The following is a 14991-nucleotide window of genomic DNA, read 5'->3' on the forward strand; positions in this document are numbered from 1 at the left end:
GAAACGTCTTGTACTTCTACATCGAGACTTTGAAGCAAAGACTGGATGCGATCAACCAACTGCGTGTTGACCGTGCTCTGGGAGCAATGAAGCCTGCTTTTCAGCAGGTTTACAGTCTTCTGCCCATTTTATTACATCATCATCACCCGTTGATGCCCGGCTACCTTGAAGGCAAGGTGCCTCATGGTATCTGCACCCACACGCCTGATGAAAAGCAACAACAGTACCTTGATGGCATCGCATTGCGCTGGGGTCAGTTTGATTGTTCTCATCCGAAGGGCGAGCTGCCGATCACCGGCATCTATTCAATGGGGAGCACCTCGTCTATCGGGCAGAGCTGTAGCTCCGATCTCGATATCTGGGTGTGCCACCAATCCTGGCTGGATAGTGAAGAGCGCCAACTCTTACAGAAGAAATGTACGCTGCTGGAGCAGTGGGCAGCCGCGCAGGGCGCTGAGGTCAGTTTCTTCCTGATGGATGAAAGCCGTTTCCGCCACAACGAAAGTGGTAGCTTGAGCGGTGAAGACTGCGGCACCATGCAGCATATCCTGTTACTCGACGAATTCTACCGGACCGCAGTACGTATGGCCGGTAAACGCATTCTGTGGAACATGGTGCCAGTCGAAGAAGAATCCCATTACGACGAATATGTGCTGTCGCTGTACTCGCAGGGGGCGCTGGCACCGAACGAGTGGATGGATTTAGGTGGTTTAAGTACGCTGTCTGCTGAAGAGTATTTCGGCGCTAGCCTCTGGCAGCTCTATAAAAGTATCGACTCCCCTTATAAAGCAGTACTGAAAACGCTGCTGTTGGAAGCGTATTCCTGGGAATACCCGGATACCAGCCTGCTTTCGACCGAAATTAAAAAACGTCTGCATGACGGCGAGATCGTCTCTTTCGGTCTTGATCCTTACTGCATGATGTTGGATCGCGTAACGCACTACCTAACAGCGATCAACGACCCAACGCGCCTCGATCTGGCACGTCGATGTTTCTATTTAAAAGTCTGTGAAAAGCTCTCCAGAGAACAAGCCTGCGTTGGCTGGCGCCGCCAGATTCTGAGTCAACTGGTACAAGAGTGGGGCTGGAGCGACGAACATCTGGCGATGTTAGACAACCGCGCCAACTGGAAAATCGAACAGGTACGCGAAGCACATAATGAGCTGTTGGATGCGATGATGCAGACTTATCGCAACCTGATTCGCTTTGCCCGCCGTAATAATTTAAGCGTCAGCGCTAGCCCGCAGGATATCGGTGTGTTGACCCGTAAGCTGTACGCTGCGTTTGAAGCTCTGCCGGGTAAAGTTACCCTGCTGAACCCACAAATTTCGCCCGATTTGTCTGAGCCGAATTTAACCTTTATTTATGTTCCGCCTGGGCGCGCGAACCGTTCCGGCTGGTACCTGTACAATCAGGCACCGTCGATGGATGCGATCATCAGCCATCAGCCGCTGGAATATAACCGCTATCTGAACAAGCTGGTGGCGTGGGCATATTTTAATGGATTGCTGACGCCAAGCACGCGTCTGTACATTAAAGGTAACGAGCTGTGCGATATCACGCGCTTGCAAGCGCTGGTAGACGATGTTGCCAGCCATTTCCCGCTGCGCCTGCCTGCACCGACGCCGAAGGCGTTGTACAGCCCGTGTGAAATTCGTCATCTGGCAATTATCGTCAATCTGGAACACGATCCGACGGCAGCTTTCCGTAATCAGGTAGTGCATTTCGATTTCCGTCATCTGGATGTGTTCAGCTTCGGTCAGCAGCAGCAGTGTCTGGTTGGTAGTATCGATCTGCTGTATCGCAACTCGTGGAACGAAGTGCGTACCCTGCATTTCAGCGGTGAGCAGGCCGTGTTGGAAGCGCTAAAAACTATTCTGGGCAAAATGCATCAGGATGCTGCGCTGCCAGAATCACTGGAAGTATTCTGCTATAGCCAGCATCTGCGCGGGCTGATTCGTACTCGCGTACAACAGCTGGTTTCCGAATGTATTGAGCTGCGCCTGACCAGTACGCGTCAGGAGCCTGGTCGCTTCAAAGCAGTAAAAGTAGCAGGCCAAACCTGGGGGCTGTTCTTTGAGCGGCTGAGTGTATCGGTGCAGAAGCTGGAAAATGCAGTCGAATTTTATGGCGCGATTTCCAACAACAAACTGCAAGGTCAGCCGGTTCAGGTTGAAACCAATCATGTCCATTTACCGCCAGTGGTTGATGGTGTCGCCAGCGAAGGGATCATCCAATTCTTCTTTGAAGACCTGACTGAAAATCAGGGTTTTAATATCTACATTCTGGATGAGTCGAATCGCGTTGAGGTATACCACCACTGTGAAGGCAGCAAAGAGGAACTGGTTCGCGACGTCAGCCGTTTCTATTCGTCTTCGCATGATCGCTTTACCTACGGTTCTAGCTTTATCAATTTCAACCTGCCGCAGTTCTACCAAATCGTACAGTTGGACGGTCGCACGCAGGTGATTCCGTTCCGCAGCAGTGCGCTTTCTCATTTGTGCATTACGCCCGTGGTGGATGATGAGGTGATGACGATGAAGCAGCGGCTACAAATCTTATAGTCACTTCCTGACACTCGGCTTTCAGCGTATTCAGAAAAGGATGTATTGATGGATTCGTTGCAACGCCGAAATCTGATACTGCTGGCGCTCGGACAAGGGCTGACTGGCAGTCTTATTTCCCTGATGACGCTGTGTTCCACGCTGGTTGGGGTATCGATGACGCCCGTTCCGCTGCTGACTACGTTACCGATTACCGCGACGGTATGCGGCGCGGCGCTGATGATTTACGCCGTTTCCTCATTGATGACGAAATATGGCAGGCGCAATGCATTCATTATCGGCACGCTGTTGGGGCTAGTAGGCGCGCTTTTGGCGGCGTTGGCGATTGTGCTACACAGCTTTTTCCTCTTTGTTTTTTCGACATTTGTTCTGGGGATGTCCTGCGCTTTCAATCAGTATTATCGCTTCGCGGCTGCCGAAATCTTTACCGATAATCAGCAGAAAAATCGGGCGATATCATGGGTGATCAGCGGCGGTGTGCTGGGTGGTTTCCTTGGCCCGTTCGCGGCCAGCCAGGCTTCTCAGCTTTGGGTCTCATATCCGTTTCTCGGCAGTTTTCTTGCCGCAGGGATCATCTGCGTTGTCACGTCACTGCTGCTGCTTGGCCTCAAATTGCCCCCGATGCCGATGGTTACGGCCAGCGCTCAGCGCAGTGAACCACTGGTGGCGATCCTGAAAAATCGGGCGTTCGTGTTAGGAACGGCAAGCTGTTCCGTCGGATTCGTGGTGATGACGCTGCTGATGAACTCAGCGCCGCTGGCGATGCATCAGCACCATTTTTCTGTCAGCCATAGTGCGACGGTTTTGCAATGGCATTTTGTCGCGATGTATGCCCCTGCGCTGCTGCTCGTGCTGTTGGCGAAGCGGCTGACACCCGCTCAGGTCGTGGCGATTGGCATGGTGTGTAACGTTGCCGGTGTGGCGGTAGCGCTGAGCGGTTTAACGTTCTGGCACTTCCTTTTTTCGCTGGTGCTGTTCGGTGTCGGATGGGCGTTTATGTTCAACGGCGGGACATTTATGCTGAACGCCTTTACCCATTCAGTGCATAAATCCCGTTTGCAAGGCATTAACTCGCTGGTGGTATATGTGCCTAACGCGTTGGCTTCGTTGTCTGCCGGTAGCCTGATGGCGCTGGCCAGCGGCTGGCCGCTGGTGAATATGGTCGGTATCGGTATGCTGCTATTGATGGTACTGGCGCTGATCGTTCTGGGACGACGCTGATGTACGCTGCGCCGCGATACCGTTGATAATGTGGACGTTACCCGAAGTGGACCGTTTCCCCAGCCTGAGCCGAACAGGCTGATGACAGCAGCGCGATAAAATCCTCACCGCTGCGATCGCATATCCAATGCTTTTCCTGAAGGGTAAAGTGATAGCCACCTGCTTTGGTTGCCAGCCATATTTGGTGCAACGGTTCCTGTCGGTTTATCACAATTTTGCTGCCGTTCTCAAAACTCAGTGTCATCACACCGCCGTTGGTTTCGTAATCGATGTCGGCATCACCCTCAAACCGATCCAATGTTTCTTCCAACTGAAGCATGAGTTCGTCGGCTAATTGGTGGAACTCGCTATCGTTCATTTTCGATTCCTATTGATTTTCATGATCCACCTGCGATTATAGAGAGCATACGAGTATTAATGACAGGTCATTAACGTGATGAAGAACGTATTTCGCCAGTTTTTTCTGGTGTTAGCAGTAGCGAGTTTATTCGGCTGTGGTATGAAAGGTCCGCTGTATATACCCGCCGATGGTAAATCCGGTGCGTCAACGACTCAGCAAAATGAGAACCAGCCGCCGCAAAAGAAAGCGTCAATGCATCCTTAATGTGTGACGGTAATACTAAATAACAGGTCACGTAGATGTTTATCGCGCCCGGTTAAGCAAGCGGGGGAGTCAGGATAATGCAGTTCGCTAAGATGCACGGGTTAGGCAACGATTTCATGGTTGTTGATGCCGTTACGCAAAACGTTTATTTTTCACCCGAATTGATTCGCCGTTTGGCGGATCGGCACTGTGGCGTGGGATTCGATCAACTGTTGGTGGTTGAGCCGCCCTACGATCCTGAGCTGGATTTTCATTACCGTATTTTTAATGCGGATGGTAGCGAAGTGGCGCAGTGCGGTAATGGTGCGCGCTGCTTTGCTCGCTTTGTTCGCTTGAAAGGGTTAACCAACAAGCGTGATATCGCCGTCAGTACGCAGACTGGCCGGATGGTGCTGTCTGTGACCGACGATGAACTGGTACGCGTCAACATGGGCGAACCGAATTTCGAGCCGCAACAGGTGCCTTTTCGCGCGGTTAAAGCGGAGAAAACCTACATCATGCGTGCCGACGAGCACACGGTACTGTGTGGCGTGGTGTCGATGGGCAACCCGCACTGTGTGATTCAGGTTGAGGATGTGACAACCGCGAAGGTGGAAACACTAGGACCGCTGCTGGAAAGTCACGAACGTTTTCCTGAGCGCGCCAACATCGGTTTTATGCAGATTGTCGATAGCCATACCGTCCGTCTGCGGGTGTACGAACGCGGTGCGGGAGAAACGCAGGCGTGTGGTAGCGGCGCGTGTGCTGCCGTGGCGGTTGGGATCCAGCAGGGATTATTGTCCGCGAAAGTTCGCGTATCGCTGCCGGGCGGAGAGTTGGATATCCAGTGGGATGGGCCGGGACATCCGTTATTCATGACCGGGCCTGCAACGCATGTCTATGATGGATTTATTCATTTATGAAAAATGTCGAGGAACAGGCAGAACGCGAGATCGCACTCAGTGACGAGATGGTTTTGCAGTTCCTGCAACAAAATCCTGATTTTTTTATCCGCAATGCGCGTCCTGTCGAGCAGATGCGCGTTCCTCACCCCGTAAGGGGAACCGTGTCGCTGGTGGAATGGCAACTGGCGCGCCAGCGTAATCACATTACTCAGCTTGAGGAAGAAATCACGCTGTTGATGGAGCAAGCGGGCGCAAACGAGGTGCTGTTTAATCGCCTGCTTGGGTTACAAACTGAATTGGCATCCGCCGATAGCCTGACAGACATGTTGGATCGCTTGCAGCGCTGGGCGCGTCAGCTTGGCCTGGCAGGGGCAACGGTTCGTCTGTTTAGCGACAAATGGCGTATCGGCGCACCTTCCGGTTTTACCCACCTTGGGCTAAACCGCTCCACATTTGAGCCATTGCGCATCCAGCGTTTCGGACAGCACAACCACTATCTTGGCAGTCTGAACGGGCCGGAGCTGTTGCTTCTGCTACCTCAGGCCAGACAGGTCGGGTCGGTCGCGCTATCGCTGATGGGAAATCATCACGATTTAGGTGTACTGATTTTTAGCAGCCGGGATAGCCACCATTATCAGGATGGCATGGGAACTGTGCTGCTTCAGCAAATGGCCATGATGCTGCCTGCGATGCTGGCGCGCTGGGTTGAGCGGGTATGAGTCGACAGCCCGCACCATCGGAGGCTTCTTTCTCTTCTCCTCTACAAGCCGATGTTGATGCGTTCCTGCGCTATCTGAAAGTAGAACGTCAGTTAAGCCCGTTGACGTTGACCAGCTATTCGCGCCAATTATCTGCGGTTATCACGATCCTCTCCGCTGCGGGTATCGCCGACTGGCGCAAGCTGGACGCCTCTGGCGTGCGCTCCGTGGTGTCCCGCAGTAAGCGCGATGGGCTACATTCAGGAAGTCTGGCGCTACGTTTATCGGCATTGCGCAGTTTTCTTGACTGGATGGTGTCACGCGGTGTGCTGACAGCGAACCCGGCTAAAGGGGTATCCACACCGCGAGCCGGACGTCCATTACCAAAGAATATGGATGTGGATGAGATGAACCGCCTGCTGGAGATCGATCTGGACGATCCCCTTGCGGTGCGCGATCGCACAATGCTGGAAGTGATGTACGGCGCGGGGCTGCGTCTGGCAGAGCTGGTTGGTATGGATTATCAGCATATCGATCTGGCAAGCGGTGAAGTCTGGGTGATGGGGAAAGGCAGTAAAGAGCGCAAATTACCGATAGGAAAAACGGCGGTAATCTGGCTGGAACGTTGGTTGGCGCTGCGTGAACTGTTTGGCCCACAGGATGATGCCGTATTTATCTCCAATCAAGGGCGGCGCATTTCGATGCGCAACGTGCAAAAGCGTTTTGCCGAGTGGGGTGTTAAGCAGGGCGTTAATAGCCATGTTCACCCGCACAAGCTGCGCCACTCCTTTGCGACGCACATGCTGGAATCCAGCGGTGACTTACGCGCGGTTCAAGAGCTGCTCGGTCATGCCAACCTGTCCACAACGCAGATTTATACCCATCTTGATTTTCAACATTTAGCCTCCGTGTACGATGCTGCGCATCCACGCGCCAAACGAGGGAAACCCTGATGCATTTTTACCGATCTCTTGGCCCGATCCGTGCGATCACGTTCGATCTGGATGACACGCTGTACGATAACGCGGATGTCATTCGACGCACGGGGCAAGAGTCAATCCGCTTCCTGCAAGAGTACCATCCTGCGCTTCGTGATTTTCAGGCGGATGATTTCCAACACTTACGCCAGACCTTGTTGGAGCGTGAGCCGGACATCTATCACGACGTCACCGAATGGCGTCGCCGTGCGGTTGAACTGGCGATGTTAGAGCGTGGCCTGAGTGCCGCAGAGTCTAAAGATGGCGCAAAAGCCGCAATGGAAAACTTTGCCCATTGGCGTAGCCAAATTGCGATTACGGAAGAGACGCACCAGACGTTGGCGGCATTAGCCGAAAAAGTACCGCTGGCGGCGATCACCAACGGCAACGCCGAACCGCACCGGTTTGGTCTGGAAGGTTATTTTTCTTTCATCCTGCGGGCGGGTCCGCATGGCCGCGCCAAACCCTTTGATGATATGTACCATCTGGCGGCGGAAAAACTCAACCTGCCTTTACATGAGATCCTGCATGTCGGCGACGATCTCACCACCGATGTCGCGGGGTCGATCCGCTGTGGTATGCAGGCCTGCTGGATTAACCTGCGCGAAGGCAGCCTGACACAGATTGGCGATGCCCGGTTGCTGCCACATATTGAAATTTCGCGGTTGGCATCGCTGTCGGCATTGCTATAATCACAACATTAATCTGTATAAATCACCAGTGGAAATGCCTCTTATGTGCGCGGCGTTTCCCGTCACCGGATAACCCGTACCTATGGACGTTTCTGATCTGCTCGATGGCCTCAACGACAAACAGCGTGACGCAGTAGCCGCGCCGCGCAGCAATTTATTGGTGCTGGCGGGGGCAGGCAGCGGCAAGACTCGGGTACTGGTTCATCGCATTGCCTGGCTATTGTCCGTCGAAAACTGTTCGCCGTATTCCATCATGGCGGTGACGTTTACCAACAAAGCCGCGGCGGAGATGCGTCATCGTATTGACCATCTGATCGGCACCAGTCAGGGAGGGATGTGGATTGGCACTTTCCACGGGCTGGCGCACCGTCTGCTGCGTGCGCACCATATGGATGCCAATTTGCCACAGGATTTCCAGATTCTGGACAGCGAAGATCAGCTGCGTCTGTTGAAACGGCTGATTCGAGCGCTGAATCTGGATGAGAAGCAGTGGCCGCCGCGTCAGGCGATGTGGTTCATCAACGGTAAGAAAGACGAAGGTTTACGTCCGCAGCACATTGAAAGTTACGGCAACCCTATCGAGCAAACGTGGCAGCGCGTGTATCAGGCTTATCAGGAAGCGTGCGATCGCGCTGGGCTGGTGGATTTCGCAGAATTGTTGCTGCGTGCGCATGAACTGTGGCTGAACAAGCCGCATGTGCTGAACCACTATCGTGAGCGTTTTACCAATATTCTGGTGGACGAGTTTCAGGATACCAACCGTATTCAGTATGCCTGGATTCGTATGCTGGCGGGCGACAGCGCTAAGGTGATGATCGTCGGTGATGACGATCAGTCGATTTACGGCTGGCGCGGGGCACAGGTCGAAAATATTCAGCTATTCCTGAAAGATTTCGCTGGCGCAGAGACGATTCGCCTGGAGCAGAACTATCGTTCGACCAGCAACATCCTGAAAGCGGCGAATGCCCTGATTGCCCACAACGGCGGGCGGCTTGGCAAGAATCTCTGGACGGACGGTGTTGAGGGTGAACCCATTTCGCTTTATTGCGCGTTCAACGAACTGGATGAAGCACGCTACGTCGTCAACCGAATTAAAGCCTGGCAGGAAAATGGTGGTGCGCTGAAAGATAACGCCATTCTGTATCGGAGCAACGCCCAGTCGCGCGTACTGGAAGAGGCGCTGTTGCAGCAGAGTATGCCGTACCGTATCTACGGTGGAATGCGCTTCTTCGAACGTCAGGAAATCAAAGATTCACTGTCTTATCTGCGTCTGATCGCCAATCGTAATGACGATGCGGCGTTCGAGCGTGTGGTGAATACGCCGACGCGCGGCATTGGCGATCGCACGCTCGACGTGGTGCGCCAGACGGCTCGAGATCGTCAACTGACGCTGTGGCAATCCACACGTGCGCTGTTGCAGGAGAAGGTGCTGGCCGGACGTGCGGCGGCATCGCTGCAACGCTTTATCGAATTGATTGATGCGCTGGCTTATGAAACCGCTGAACTGCCGCTGCATGTGCAAACCGACCGGGCGATTAAAGATTCAGGCCTGTGGAGTATGTACGAGCAGGAAAAAGGCGAAAAAGGACAGGCACGGGTAGAAAACCTTGAGGAACTGGTGACGGCTACGCGCCAGTTCAGCTATCAGGAAGAAGATCAGGATCTGATGCCGCTTCAGGCATTCTTGTCGCATGCCGCACTGGAAGCGGGTGAAGGCCAGGCGGATGCTAATCAGGACGCGGTGCAGCTTATGACGCTGCACTCGGCGAAAGGATTGGAGTTCCCGCAGGTGTTTATCGTCGGTATGGAAGAAGGCATGTTCCCTAGCCAAATGTCGCTGGATGAAGGCGGACGTCTGGAAGAAGAGCGTCGTCTGGCTTACGTTGGCGTCACGCGTGCGATGGAAAAACTGACGATAACCTACGCCGAATCTCGCCGTTTATACGGCAAAGAAGCCTATCATCGGCCTTCCCGATTTGTCGGTGAACTGCCAGAAGAGTGCGTTGAAGAAGTACGGTTACGCGCCAGCGTCTCTCGTCCGGTTAATCACCAACGTCTTGGCACGCCGATAACGCAAAATGACAGTGGCTACAAACTGGGGCAGCGTGTTCGCCATGCGAAATTCGGCGAAGGCACTATCGTGAATCTGGAAGGCAGCGGCGATCATGCCCGTCTTCAGGTCGCGTTTCAGGGGCAGGGTATTAAATGGCTGGTTGCCGCCTATGCCAGACTGGAAACGGTGTGATCGTCACGCGTTCAGCTATACCCTAAATCATTCGAGTCGCGCAGCTAATGCATATGCCGCCTGGAGTGTGATGGGTATATATAACTTATAAAAATCCTGTATTAATCTTTCTCGTCATTTTCGACAATGCTAGGTGGCCTGCCGCGTATCCATGGATGTGTGGTATCACAATAAAAAAGGAGCATGCCCATGACGCTAGATCAGATTATTGCCGAGTTACAGAAGAAAAAATGGGTCGATCTTACACATACGATTACGGAGTCGATTCCTATTTTTGGCGCGTTTGAAGGCGTGCTACAGCGCAAGACCTTATTTAATGTTGAAGAGCATGGGTTCTATGCGCAGGCTGTGACGTTTGCCACCCAGACGGGGACGCATATTGATGCGCCGGGACATTTTGTTGCGGGTAAGCGTTATCTGGATCGGATTGATAATAAAGAACTGTTGCTGCCGCTGGTGGTGCTTCATAAACAAGACGCCGTCGCGCTCGATCCCGATTATCGTCTTTCTGTCGAAGACATTCTGGCGTTTGAACGTGACCACGGGGATATTCCGTCAGGAAGCTTTGTCGCGTTTGCCAGCGGCTGGAGTTCGCGCTGGCCAGATATTGATGCCTTTGCGAATAAGGACGAGCAGGGAAACAGCCATACGCCGGGGTGGTCGCTTGAGGCGCTGACGTTCCTGTTTGAAGAGCGCAGCATTAGCGCGGTAGGGCACGAAACGCTGGATACGGATTCCGCCGCTGATTTCCGTCGCAACAGCGGGCTTATTGGTGAATTCTTTGTGCTGAACCAGAATGCCTGGCAGGTGGAAGTGCTGAATAATCTGCATCAACTGCCATCTACCGGCGCCTATATTCACGTCAGCTATCCTAATTTTGCTGGTGCGCCTGGCTTCCCCGTCCGTGCCATTGCTTATTTACCAGACAACGCTTAATGCCTATACGCGGTTCCTTTTTGTTTTGGGGAACTGCGTTTTTACTGATTTCAGCGACGGATTTACTGGATAAAGCGTATCCATTTGACCAATATTTTACAGCGTGTTTCAGCCGCGGTTTTAAAGTTGAAGTCTGTTTCATCTCAGCGTAACATGCGCGCATCATTATTCTCGGAGGACTAACGCCTTGGACACACCCAGTCGATACTGGCTCACTAACCTGTTCATTAGGTACAACTTCTAAGGCTATCTTCCTCTGCTGATATCCTTCGTGGTTGTCAGCGATGCTGTTTTTGTCGCTATGAGTCAGATCCGTCGAACGGACTGAAACCTATCGGTGACACCTCACCTCTGTTTCTGTGCTTCAATCGCGTTGTCCATCTCTGCTACTGAAAGGGGAGCTATGGCCCATGCTGAGCGCATTTAAACTGGATAATTGCCGTTTATCTCGTCTGGAATTGGATGACTCCGATGATCTCACCACGTCTGTTTGGGTCGATTTGATCGAACCGGAAGACGATGAGCGTGAGAAAGTACAAACCGAACTGGGACAAAGTCTGGCAACTCGCCCGGAACTGGAAGACATTGAGGCGTCGGCTCGTTTTTTTGAAGATGAAGACGGCCTGCATATTCACTCCTTTTTCTTTTTTGAAGATGCTGACGACCACGCCGGTAACTCTACCGTGGCATTTACCATTCGCGATGGTCGCTTGTATACCTTGCGTGAGCGCGAACTGCCTGCGTTTCGCCTGTATCGTATGCGCGCTCGTAATCAAACGATGGTGGACGGCAATGCTTACGAACTGCTGCTCGATCTCTTTGAGACGAAAATTGAGCAACTGGCGGATGAAATTGAAAACATCTACAGCGATTTGGAATCGCTGAGCCGCATTATTATGGAAGGGCGTCAGGGTGACGAGTACGACGACGCCCTGTCCACGCTGGCGGAACTGGAAGATGTGGGCTGGAAAGTTCGCCTGTGTCTGATGGATACCCAACGCGCGCTAAACTTTCTGGTGCGTAAAGCCCGCTTGCCATCTGGCCAGTTGGAGCAAGCGCGCGAAATTCTGCGCGACATCGAATCTCTGCTGCCGCATAACGAATCCCTGTTCCAGAAGGTTAACTTCCTGATGCAGGCGGCGATGGGCTTCATCAACATTGAGCAGAGCCGGATTATCAAGATCTTCTCGGTGGTATCCGTCGTGTTCCTGCCGCCGACGCTGGTGGCGTCCAGTTACGGGATGAACTTTGAGTTTATGCCAGAACTGAGGTGGTCGTTTGGTTATCCGGGTGCGATCGTACTGATGATTCTCGCCGGGCTAGCTCCGTACCTCTATTTCAAACGTAAAAACTGGCTGTAAACCTGCCCAGGTGTGCCTGATGGTTAACTCAATCAGGCGCATCAAAATCCTGCCTTGAATTATCTAAAACCTATAGTTTCTCACCTAACTATTTCGTTCTGTTTCTTGTTCTGTATGCGTTTATTCTCTGCTCATTCTGTATAGAATGACTGACAGTCTTTCTATCCTTACTTTCTATTATTAAAAACAGGTTGTGTGCATGAAAGGGATGTCACCGTGGGTGCAATGGGGAATCCTGCTGTCAGTTTCATTATCCCTTGGGTTTGGGCTACAGATTTACCACGTTCCTGCTGCACTGTTGCTGGGGCCGATGATGGTCGGCGTCGTCATGGGGCTGAATGGTGCGACGATTCGCATCCCGCCCGTCGGCTTTGTGGGCAGTAATGCTGTTCTGGGCTGTTTGGTTGCACAAAGCCTGTCATTTTCTATCCTGACTCCTTTGCTGAATGAATGGCCGCTGGTGCTGTTCATTCTGTTGGCGACGCTGGCTGCCAGCGGATTATCTGGCTGGTTACTGGTCAAATTTAGCGAACTGCCCGGAACAACCGGTACCTGGGGAGCATCGCCGGGTGGTGCGTCTGCCATGGTTGCCATGTCTGGAGAGTTCGGCGCGGACGTACGACTGGTCGCCTTCATGCAATATTTACGTGTGCTGATGGTGACCGCTTCGGCAGCGTTCGTGGCACGTCTGAGTTTGGGTGACGAAGCGGCAGAAAACAGTGCCATGCTAGTGTGGTTCCCTTCGCTGGACTGGCGTTTTCTCGCGACGCTCGGCGTAGCATTTGGTAGTGCATGGTTAGCAAGACGCTTACGTATTCCCTCTGGGGCGTTACTGGGGCCGATGATTATCGGTTCGATGCTGCATGCCAGCGGTACATTACAACTGCAAACGCCGGAATGGCTGCTGGCGTTGGCCTACGCCGTGATTGGGTGGAGCGTGGGTTTATGTTTCACTCGCCCCATCTTTTTGCTGGCGATACGTACATTGCCTCACATGATAGCGTCAATTGTTGGATTGATGCTGCTGTGTGGCGGAATGGCATGGATGGTGACGAAAATTATGCCGGTGGATATGCTGACCGCTTTTCTGGCGACCAGCCCCGGCGGGCTGGATTCGATTGCGATTATTGCCGCAGGCAGTCGGGTCGATATGGCGTTTGTTATTGCCATGCAGACGCTGCGGCTGTTTTCGACGCTGCTGTTTAGCCCGATCTTATCGCGCTTTATTTCCCGTCGTGTTGAGGCTGGGACGCTGTAGCTGACGTGCGTCGTAGCTTACGTTGCGTATAAAGTGCATCCAGAATAAACAGCGCCAGCGCACCCCAGATGAAGGCAAACGTCACCAGCTTGTCGCTGCTGAATGTTTCACCGTAGAACACCACTGCCAGTATGAACATGATGGTAGGGCCGAGATACTGGAAAAAGCCGAGCGTTGACAGGCGCAGGCGCATGGCCGCCGAGGTAAAGAACAAGAGCGGCACCGTGGTGATGATACCTGCGGAGAGCAGCAGAAGATTCAGCGACCAGGGGTTGGCTGTCAGATGGCTGCTTGGTGTGTCGGCAATAAAGAATAGGTAGGTGACCGCCACCGGCAGTAGCCACAGCGTTTCGATCAGCATGCCGGTTTGCCCATCGATACCAATCTTTTTACGCAGCAGACCGTATAACGCAAAGCTGAATGCCAGACCGAGCGCGATAACCGGCAGCGAGCCAAATGTCCACAGCTGAACCAGTACGCCAATCACGGCGAGCAGCACAGCCAGCCATTGCAGACGGCGAAAGCGTTCGCCCAGAAAAATCATACCCAGCATGACGTTGACCAGCGGGTTGATAAAATATCCCAGACTGGCTTCCAGCATGTGATGGTTGTTGACCGCCCAGATATACAACAGCCAGTTCCCGCCAATAAGTACCGCCGTTAATGCCAGCAGAAACAGGTGTTTGACGTTGCGGCAGGCATGGCTCACCTGACGCCATTTCCGACCGACCGTCAGCAGGATCAGCATAAAAAAGAATGACCAGATAATACGGTGCGTCAGTATTTCATTGGGTGGAACGTGCTCAAGCAGCTTGAAATAAACGGGAGCAATTCCCCAAATAAAATACGCACCGAGGGCGAAAAAGATCCCCTCACGGGTTTGTTGCGCGTTCATGGGTAACTCGATAAGGACGGCGGGAAAACGCTAAGTCTACCCAAAACTGTGGGCGCTTTCACGTAAAGTGTTAAAGACACGCGTTGCTAGCGACGGATGTTTGCCAACGATAAATGTTATCCGATATTACGTGCTATCCGACAATATAGGTTGCGGTGGCGCTGGCCAGATGCGAACCCTGTTCGTTATGCAATTCGGCGCGTGCGACCGCGATTTTATTACCACCGCGCAGCAGCGTGCTGGTGATGGTGAAGCGCTCCCCATAACCCGGACGCAGATAATCGACTCGCATATCAATGGTTCCCATGCGTGCGAGTCGGTGATGAAACTCCTGATCGCTGATTGTCTCATGGCGCAGCAGCGTGTTGCCGACGCAGACCAATCCAGCGGCAACGTCCAACCCCGCAGCAATCACGCCGCCGTGCAGAATCTTTTGTGCCGCATTGCCGATGAGCTTATCTTGACGAGCGAACGCCAATACGGCTTTGTCGGCTTCAAACTGCTGTAATTCAAGGCCTAGTTCGATGTTGAACGGCATCTTGTAAATGAAAATCTCGCCAACGAGCTGGCGCACGGTATCTCTGGTTAGTGTGGTTCCCTGAAATGATGGTATGTCAGCCATGGTTGTTTCCCGCCCAAATAAGAGACACTCGTCG

The 14991-nt window shown here is 53.0% G+C and carries 15 protein-coding genes; 12 read left to right on the forward strand and 3 right to left on the reverse strand.

Annotated elements, in window-relative coordinates; translation table 11 throughout:
- Positions 1-8 precede the first annotated feature (8 nt).
- Together CLR69_RS19040 and CLR69_RS19045 are read left to right on the forward strand one after the other, a co-directional pair.
- Positions 9-2564: a class I adenylate cyclase gene (locus tag CLR69_RS19040; RefSeq protein WP_131535022.1), complete on the forward strand. Its 2556-nt coding sequence runs from the start codon at positions 9-11 to the stop codon at positions 2562-2564.
- 48 nt (positions 2565-2612) lie between these two features.
- Entirely contained in the window at positions 2613-3785 is a 1173-nt protein-coding gene (locus CLR69_RS19045; RefSeq protein WP_131535023.1) for an MFS transporter, read from the forward strand.
- A 37-nt stretch (positions 3786-3822) separates the two neighbouring features.
- Here CLR69_RS19045 and cyaY read toward each other — a convergent pair whose 3' ends face one another.
- Positions 3823-4143 carry an iron donor protein CyaY gene (cyaY, locus tag CLR69_RS19050; protein ID WP_129708777.1) on the reverse strand — a complete coding sequence of 107 codons (321 nt, stop codon included), beginning with the start codon at positions 4141-4143 and terminating at the stop codon, positions 3823-3825.
- Between the two features lie 78 nt (positions 4144-4221).
- On the opposite strand from cyaY, the gene lptM reads away from it, so the two are divergent.
- The 10 genes from lptM (at position 4222) to CLR69_RS19095 (ending at position 13440) form a co-directional block, all read left to right on the forward strand.
- Positions 4222-4389 carry an LPS translocon maturation chaperone LptM gene (lptM, locus tag CLR69_RS19055; protein WP_131535024.1) on the forward strand — a complete coding sequence of 56 codons (168 nt, stop codon included), beginning with the start codon at positions 4222-4224 and terminating at the stop codon, positions 4387-4389.
- Between the two features lie 77 nt (positions 4390-4466).
- Positions 4467-5291 carry a diaminopimelate epimerase gene (gene dapF, locus CLR69_RS19060; RefSeq protein ID WP_129708771.1) on the forward strand — a complete coding sequence of 275 codons (825 nt, stop codon included), beginning with the start codon at positions 4467-4469 and terminating at the stop codon, positions 5289-5291.
- Positions 5288-5992 (forward strand): DUF484 domain-containing protein, encoded by a 705-nt coding sequence (locus CLR69_RS19065; RefSeq protein ID WP_129708768.1) that lies wholly within the window; start codon positions 5288-5290, stop codon positions 5990-5992. The genes dapF and CLR69_RS19065 overlap by 4 nt, the downstream gene beginning before the upstream one ends.
- Positions 5989-6924, forward strand: coding sequence for a tyrosine recombinase XerC (xerC, locus tag CLR69_RS19070; RefSeq protein WP_131535025.1), 936 nt, complete (start codon positions 5989-5991; stop codon positions 6922-6924). Before CLR69_RS19065 ends, xerC begins: the two co-directional genes overlap by 4 nt.
- The gene (gene yigB, locus CLR69_RS19075) at positions 6924-7640 is read left to right on the forward strand and encodes a 5-amino-6-(5-phospho-D-ribitylamino)uracil phosphatase YigB (RefSeq protein WP_131535026.1); all 717 of its coding nucleotides are present in this window, start codon (positions 6924-6926) and stop codon (positions 7638-7640) included. Before xerC ends, yigB begins: the two co-directional genes overlap by 1 nt.
- Before the next feature lie 82 nt (positions 7641-7722).
- On the forward strand, positions 7723-9885 hold the full coding sequence (uvrD, locus tag CLR69_RS19080; protein WP_129708758.1) for a DNA helicase II: 2163 nt from the start codon (positions 7723-7725) through the stop codon (positions 9883-9885).
- Positions 9886-10074: 189 nt separating this feature from the next.
- On the forward strand, positions 10075-10821 hold the full coding sequence (locus tag CLR69_RS19085; RefSeq protein WP_131535027.1) for a cyclase family protein: 747 nt from the start codon (positions 10075-10077) through the stop codon (positions 10819-10821).
- A 187-nt stretch (positions 10822-11008) separates the two neighbouring features.
- Positions 11009-11065, forward strand: a complete 57-nt coding sequence (gene ysgD, locus CLR69_RS23465) for a YsgD/CorL family protein (RefSeq protein ID WP_349814568.1) — start codon at positions 11009-11011, stop codon at positions 11063-11065.
- Positions 11066-11231: 166 nt separating this feature from the next.
- On the forward strand, positions 11232-12182 hold the full coding sequence (corA, locus tag CLR69_RS19090; protein WP_129708752.1) for a magnesium/cobalt transporter CorA: 951 nt from the start codon (positions 11232-11234) through the stop codon (positions 12180-12182).
- A 199-nt stretch (positions 12183-12381) separates the two neighbouring features.
- A complete protein-coding gene (locus tag CLR69_RS19095; protein ID WP_129708749.1) occupies positions 12382-13440 on the forward strand; it encodes an AbrB family transcriptional regulator in 1059 nt (352 codons plus the stop codon).
- On the opposite strand, the gene rarD is transcribed toward CLR69_RS19095, so the two are convergent.
- Both rarD and CLR69_RS19105 read right to left on the reverse strand, forming a co-directional pair.
- Complete coding sequence (gene rarD / locus CLR69_RS19100; protein WP_129708746.1) at positions 13406-14335, reverse strand: EamA family transporter RarD; 930 nt, start codon at positions 14333-14335, stop codon at positions 13406-13408. The two genes, CLR69_RS19095 and rarD, sit on opposite strands and share 35 nt — an antisense overlap.
- Before the next feature lie 133 nt (positions 14336-14468).
- On the reverse strand, positions 14469-14957 hold the full coding sequence (locus CLR69_RS19105; RefSeq protein WP_131535028.1) for a thioesterase family protein: 489 nt from the start codon (positions 14955-14957) through the stop codon (positions 14469-14471).
- Positions 14958-14991 lie beyond the last annotated feature (34 nt).

The sequence above is a fragment of the Pectobacterium zantedeschiae genome (genome assembly GCF_004137795.1).
Lineage (GTDB): Bacteria > Pseudomonadota > Gammaproteobacteria > Enterobacterales > Enterobacteriaceae > Pectobacterium > Pectobacterium zantedeschiae.

Excerpts from the sequence above, each read along its gene's own strand:
- CLR69_RS19085 (WP_131535027.1), top strand. The coding sequence starts at position 10,075 with ATGACGCTAGATCAGATTATTGCCGAGTTACAGAAGAAAAAATGGGTC.
- CLR69_RS19105 (WP_131535028.1), bottom strand. The coding sequence starts at position 14,957 with ATGGCTGACATACCATCATTTCAGGGAACCACACTAACCAGAGATACC.
- CLR69_RS19065 (WP_129708768.1), top strand. The coding sequence starts at position 5,288 with ATGAAAAATGTCGAGGAACAGGCAGAACGCGAGATCGCACTCAGTGAC.
- uvrD (WP_129708758.1), top strand. The coding sequence starts at position 7,723 with ATGGACGTTTCTGATCTGCTCGATGGCCTCAACGACAAACAGCGTGAC.
- CLR69_RS19095 (WP_129708749.1), top strand. The coding sequence starts at position 12,382 with ATGAAAGGGATGTCACCGTGGGTGCAATGGGGAATCCTGCTGTCAGTT.
- rarD (WP_129708746.1), bottom strand. The coding sequence starts at position 14,335 with ATGAACGCGCAACAAACCCGTGAGGGGATCTTTTTCGCCCTCGGTGCG.
- cyaY (WP_129708777.1), bottom strand. The coding sequence starts at position 4,143 with ATGAACGATAGCGAGTTCCACCAATTAGCCGACGAACTCATGCTTCAG.
- CLR69_RS19045 (WP_131535023.1), top strand. The coding sequence starts at position 2,613 with ATGGATTCGTTGCAACGCCGAAATCTGATACTGCTGGCGCTCGGACAA.
- yigB (WP_131535026.1), top strand. The coding sequence starts at position 6,924 with ATGCATTTTTACCGATCTCTTGGCCCGATCCGTGCGATCACGTTCGAT.
- xerC (WP_131535025.1), top strand. The coding sequence starts at position 5,989 with ATGAGTCGACAGCCCGCACCATCGGAGGCTTCTTTCTCTTCTCCTCTA.
- corA (WP_129708752.1), top strand. The coding sequence starts at position 11,232 with ATGCTGAGCGCATTTAAACTGGATAATTGCCGTTTATCTCGTCTGGAA.
- dapF (WP_129708771.1), top strand. The coding sequence starts at position 4,467 with ATGCAGTTCGCTAAGATGCACGGGTTAGGCAACGATTTCATGGTTGTT.
- lptM (WP_131535024.1), top strand. The coding sequence starts at position 4,222 with ATGAAGAACGTATTTCGCCAGTTTTTTCTGGTGTTAGCAGTAGCGAGT.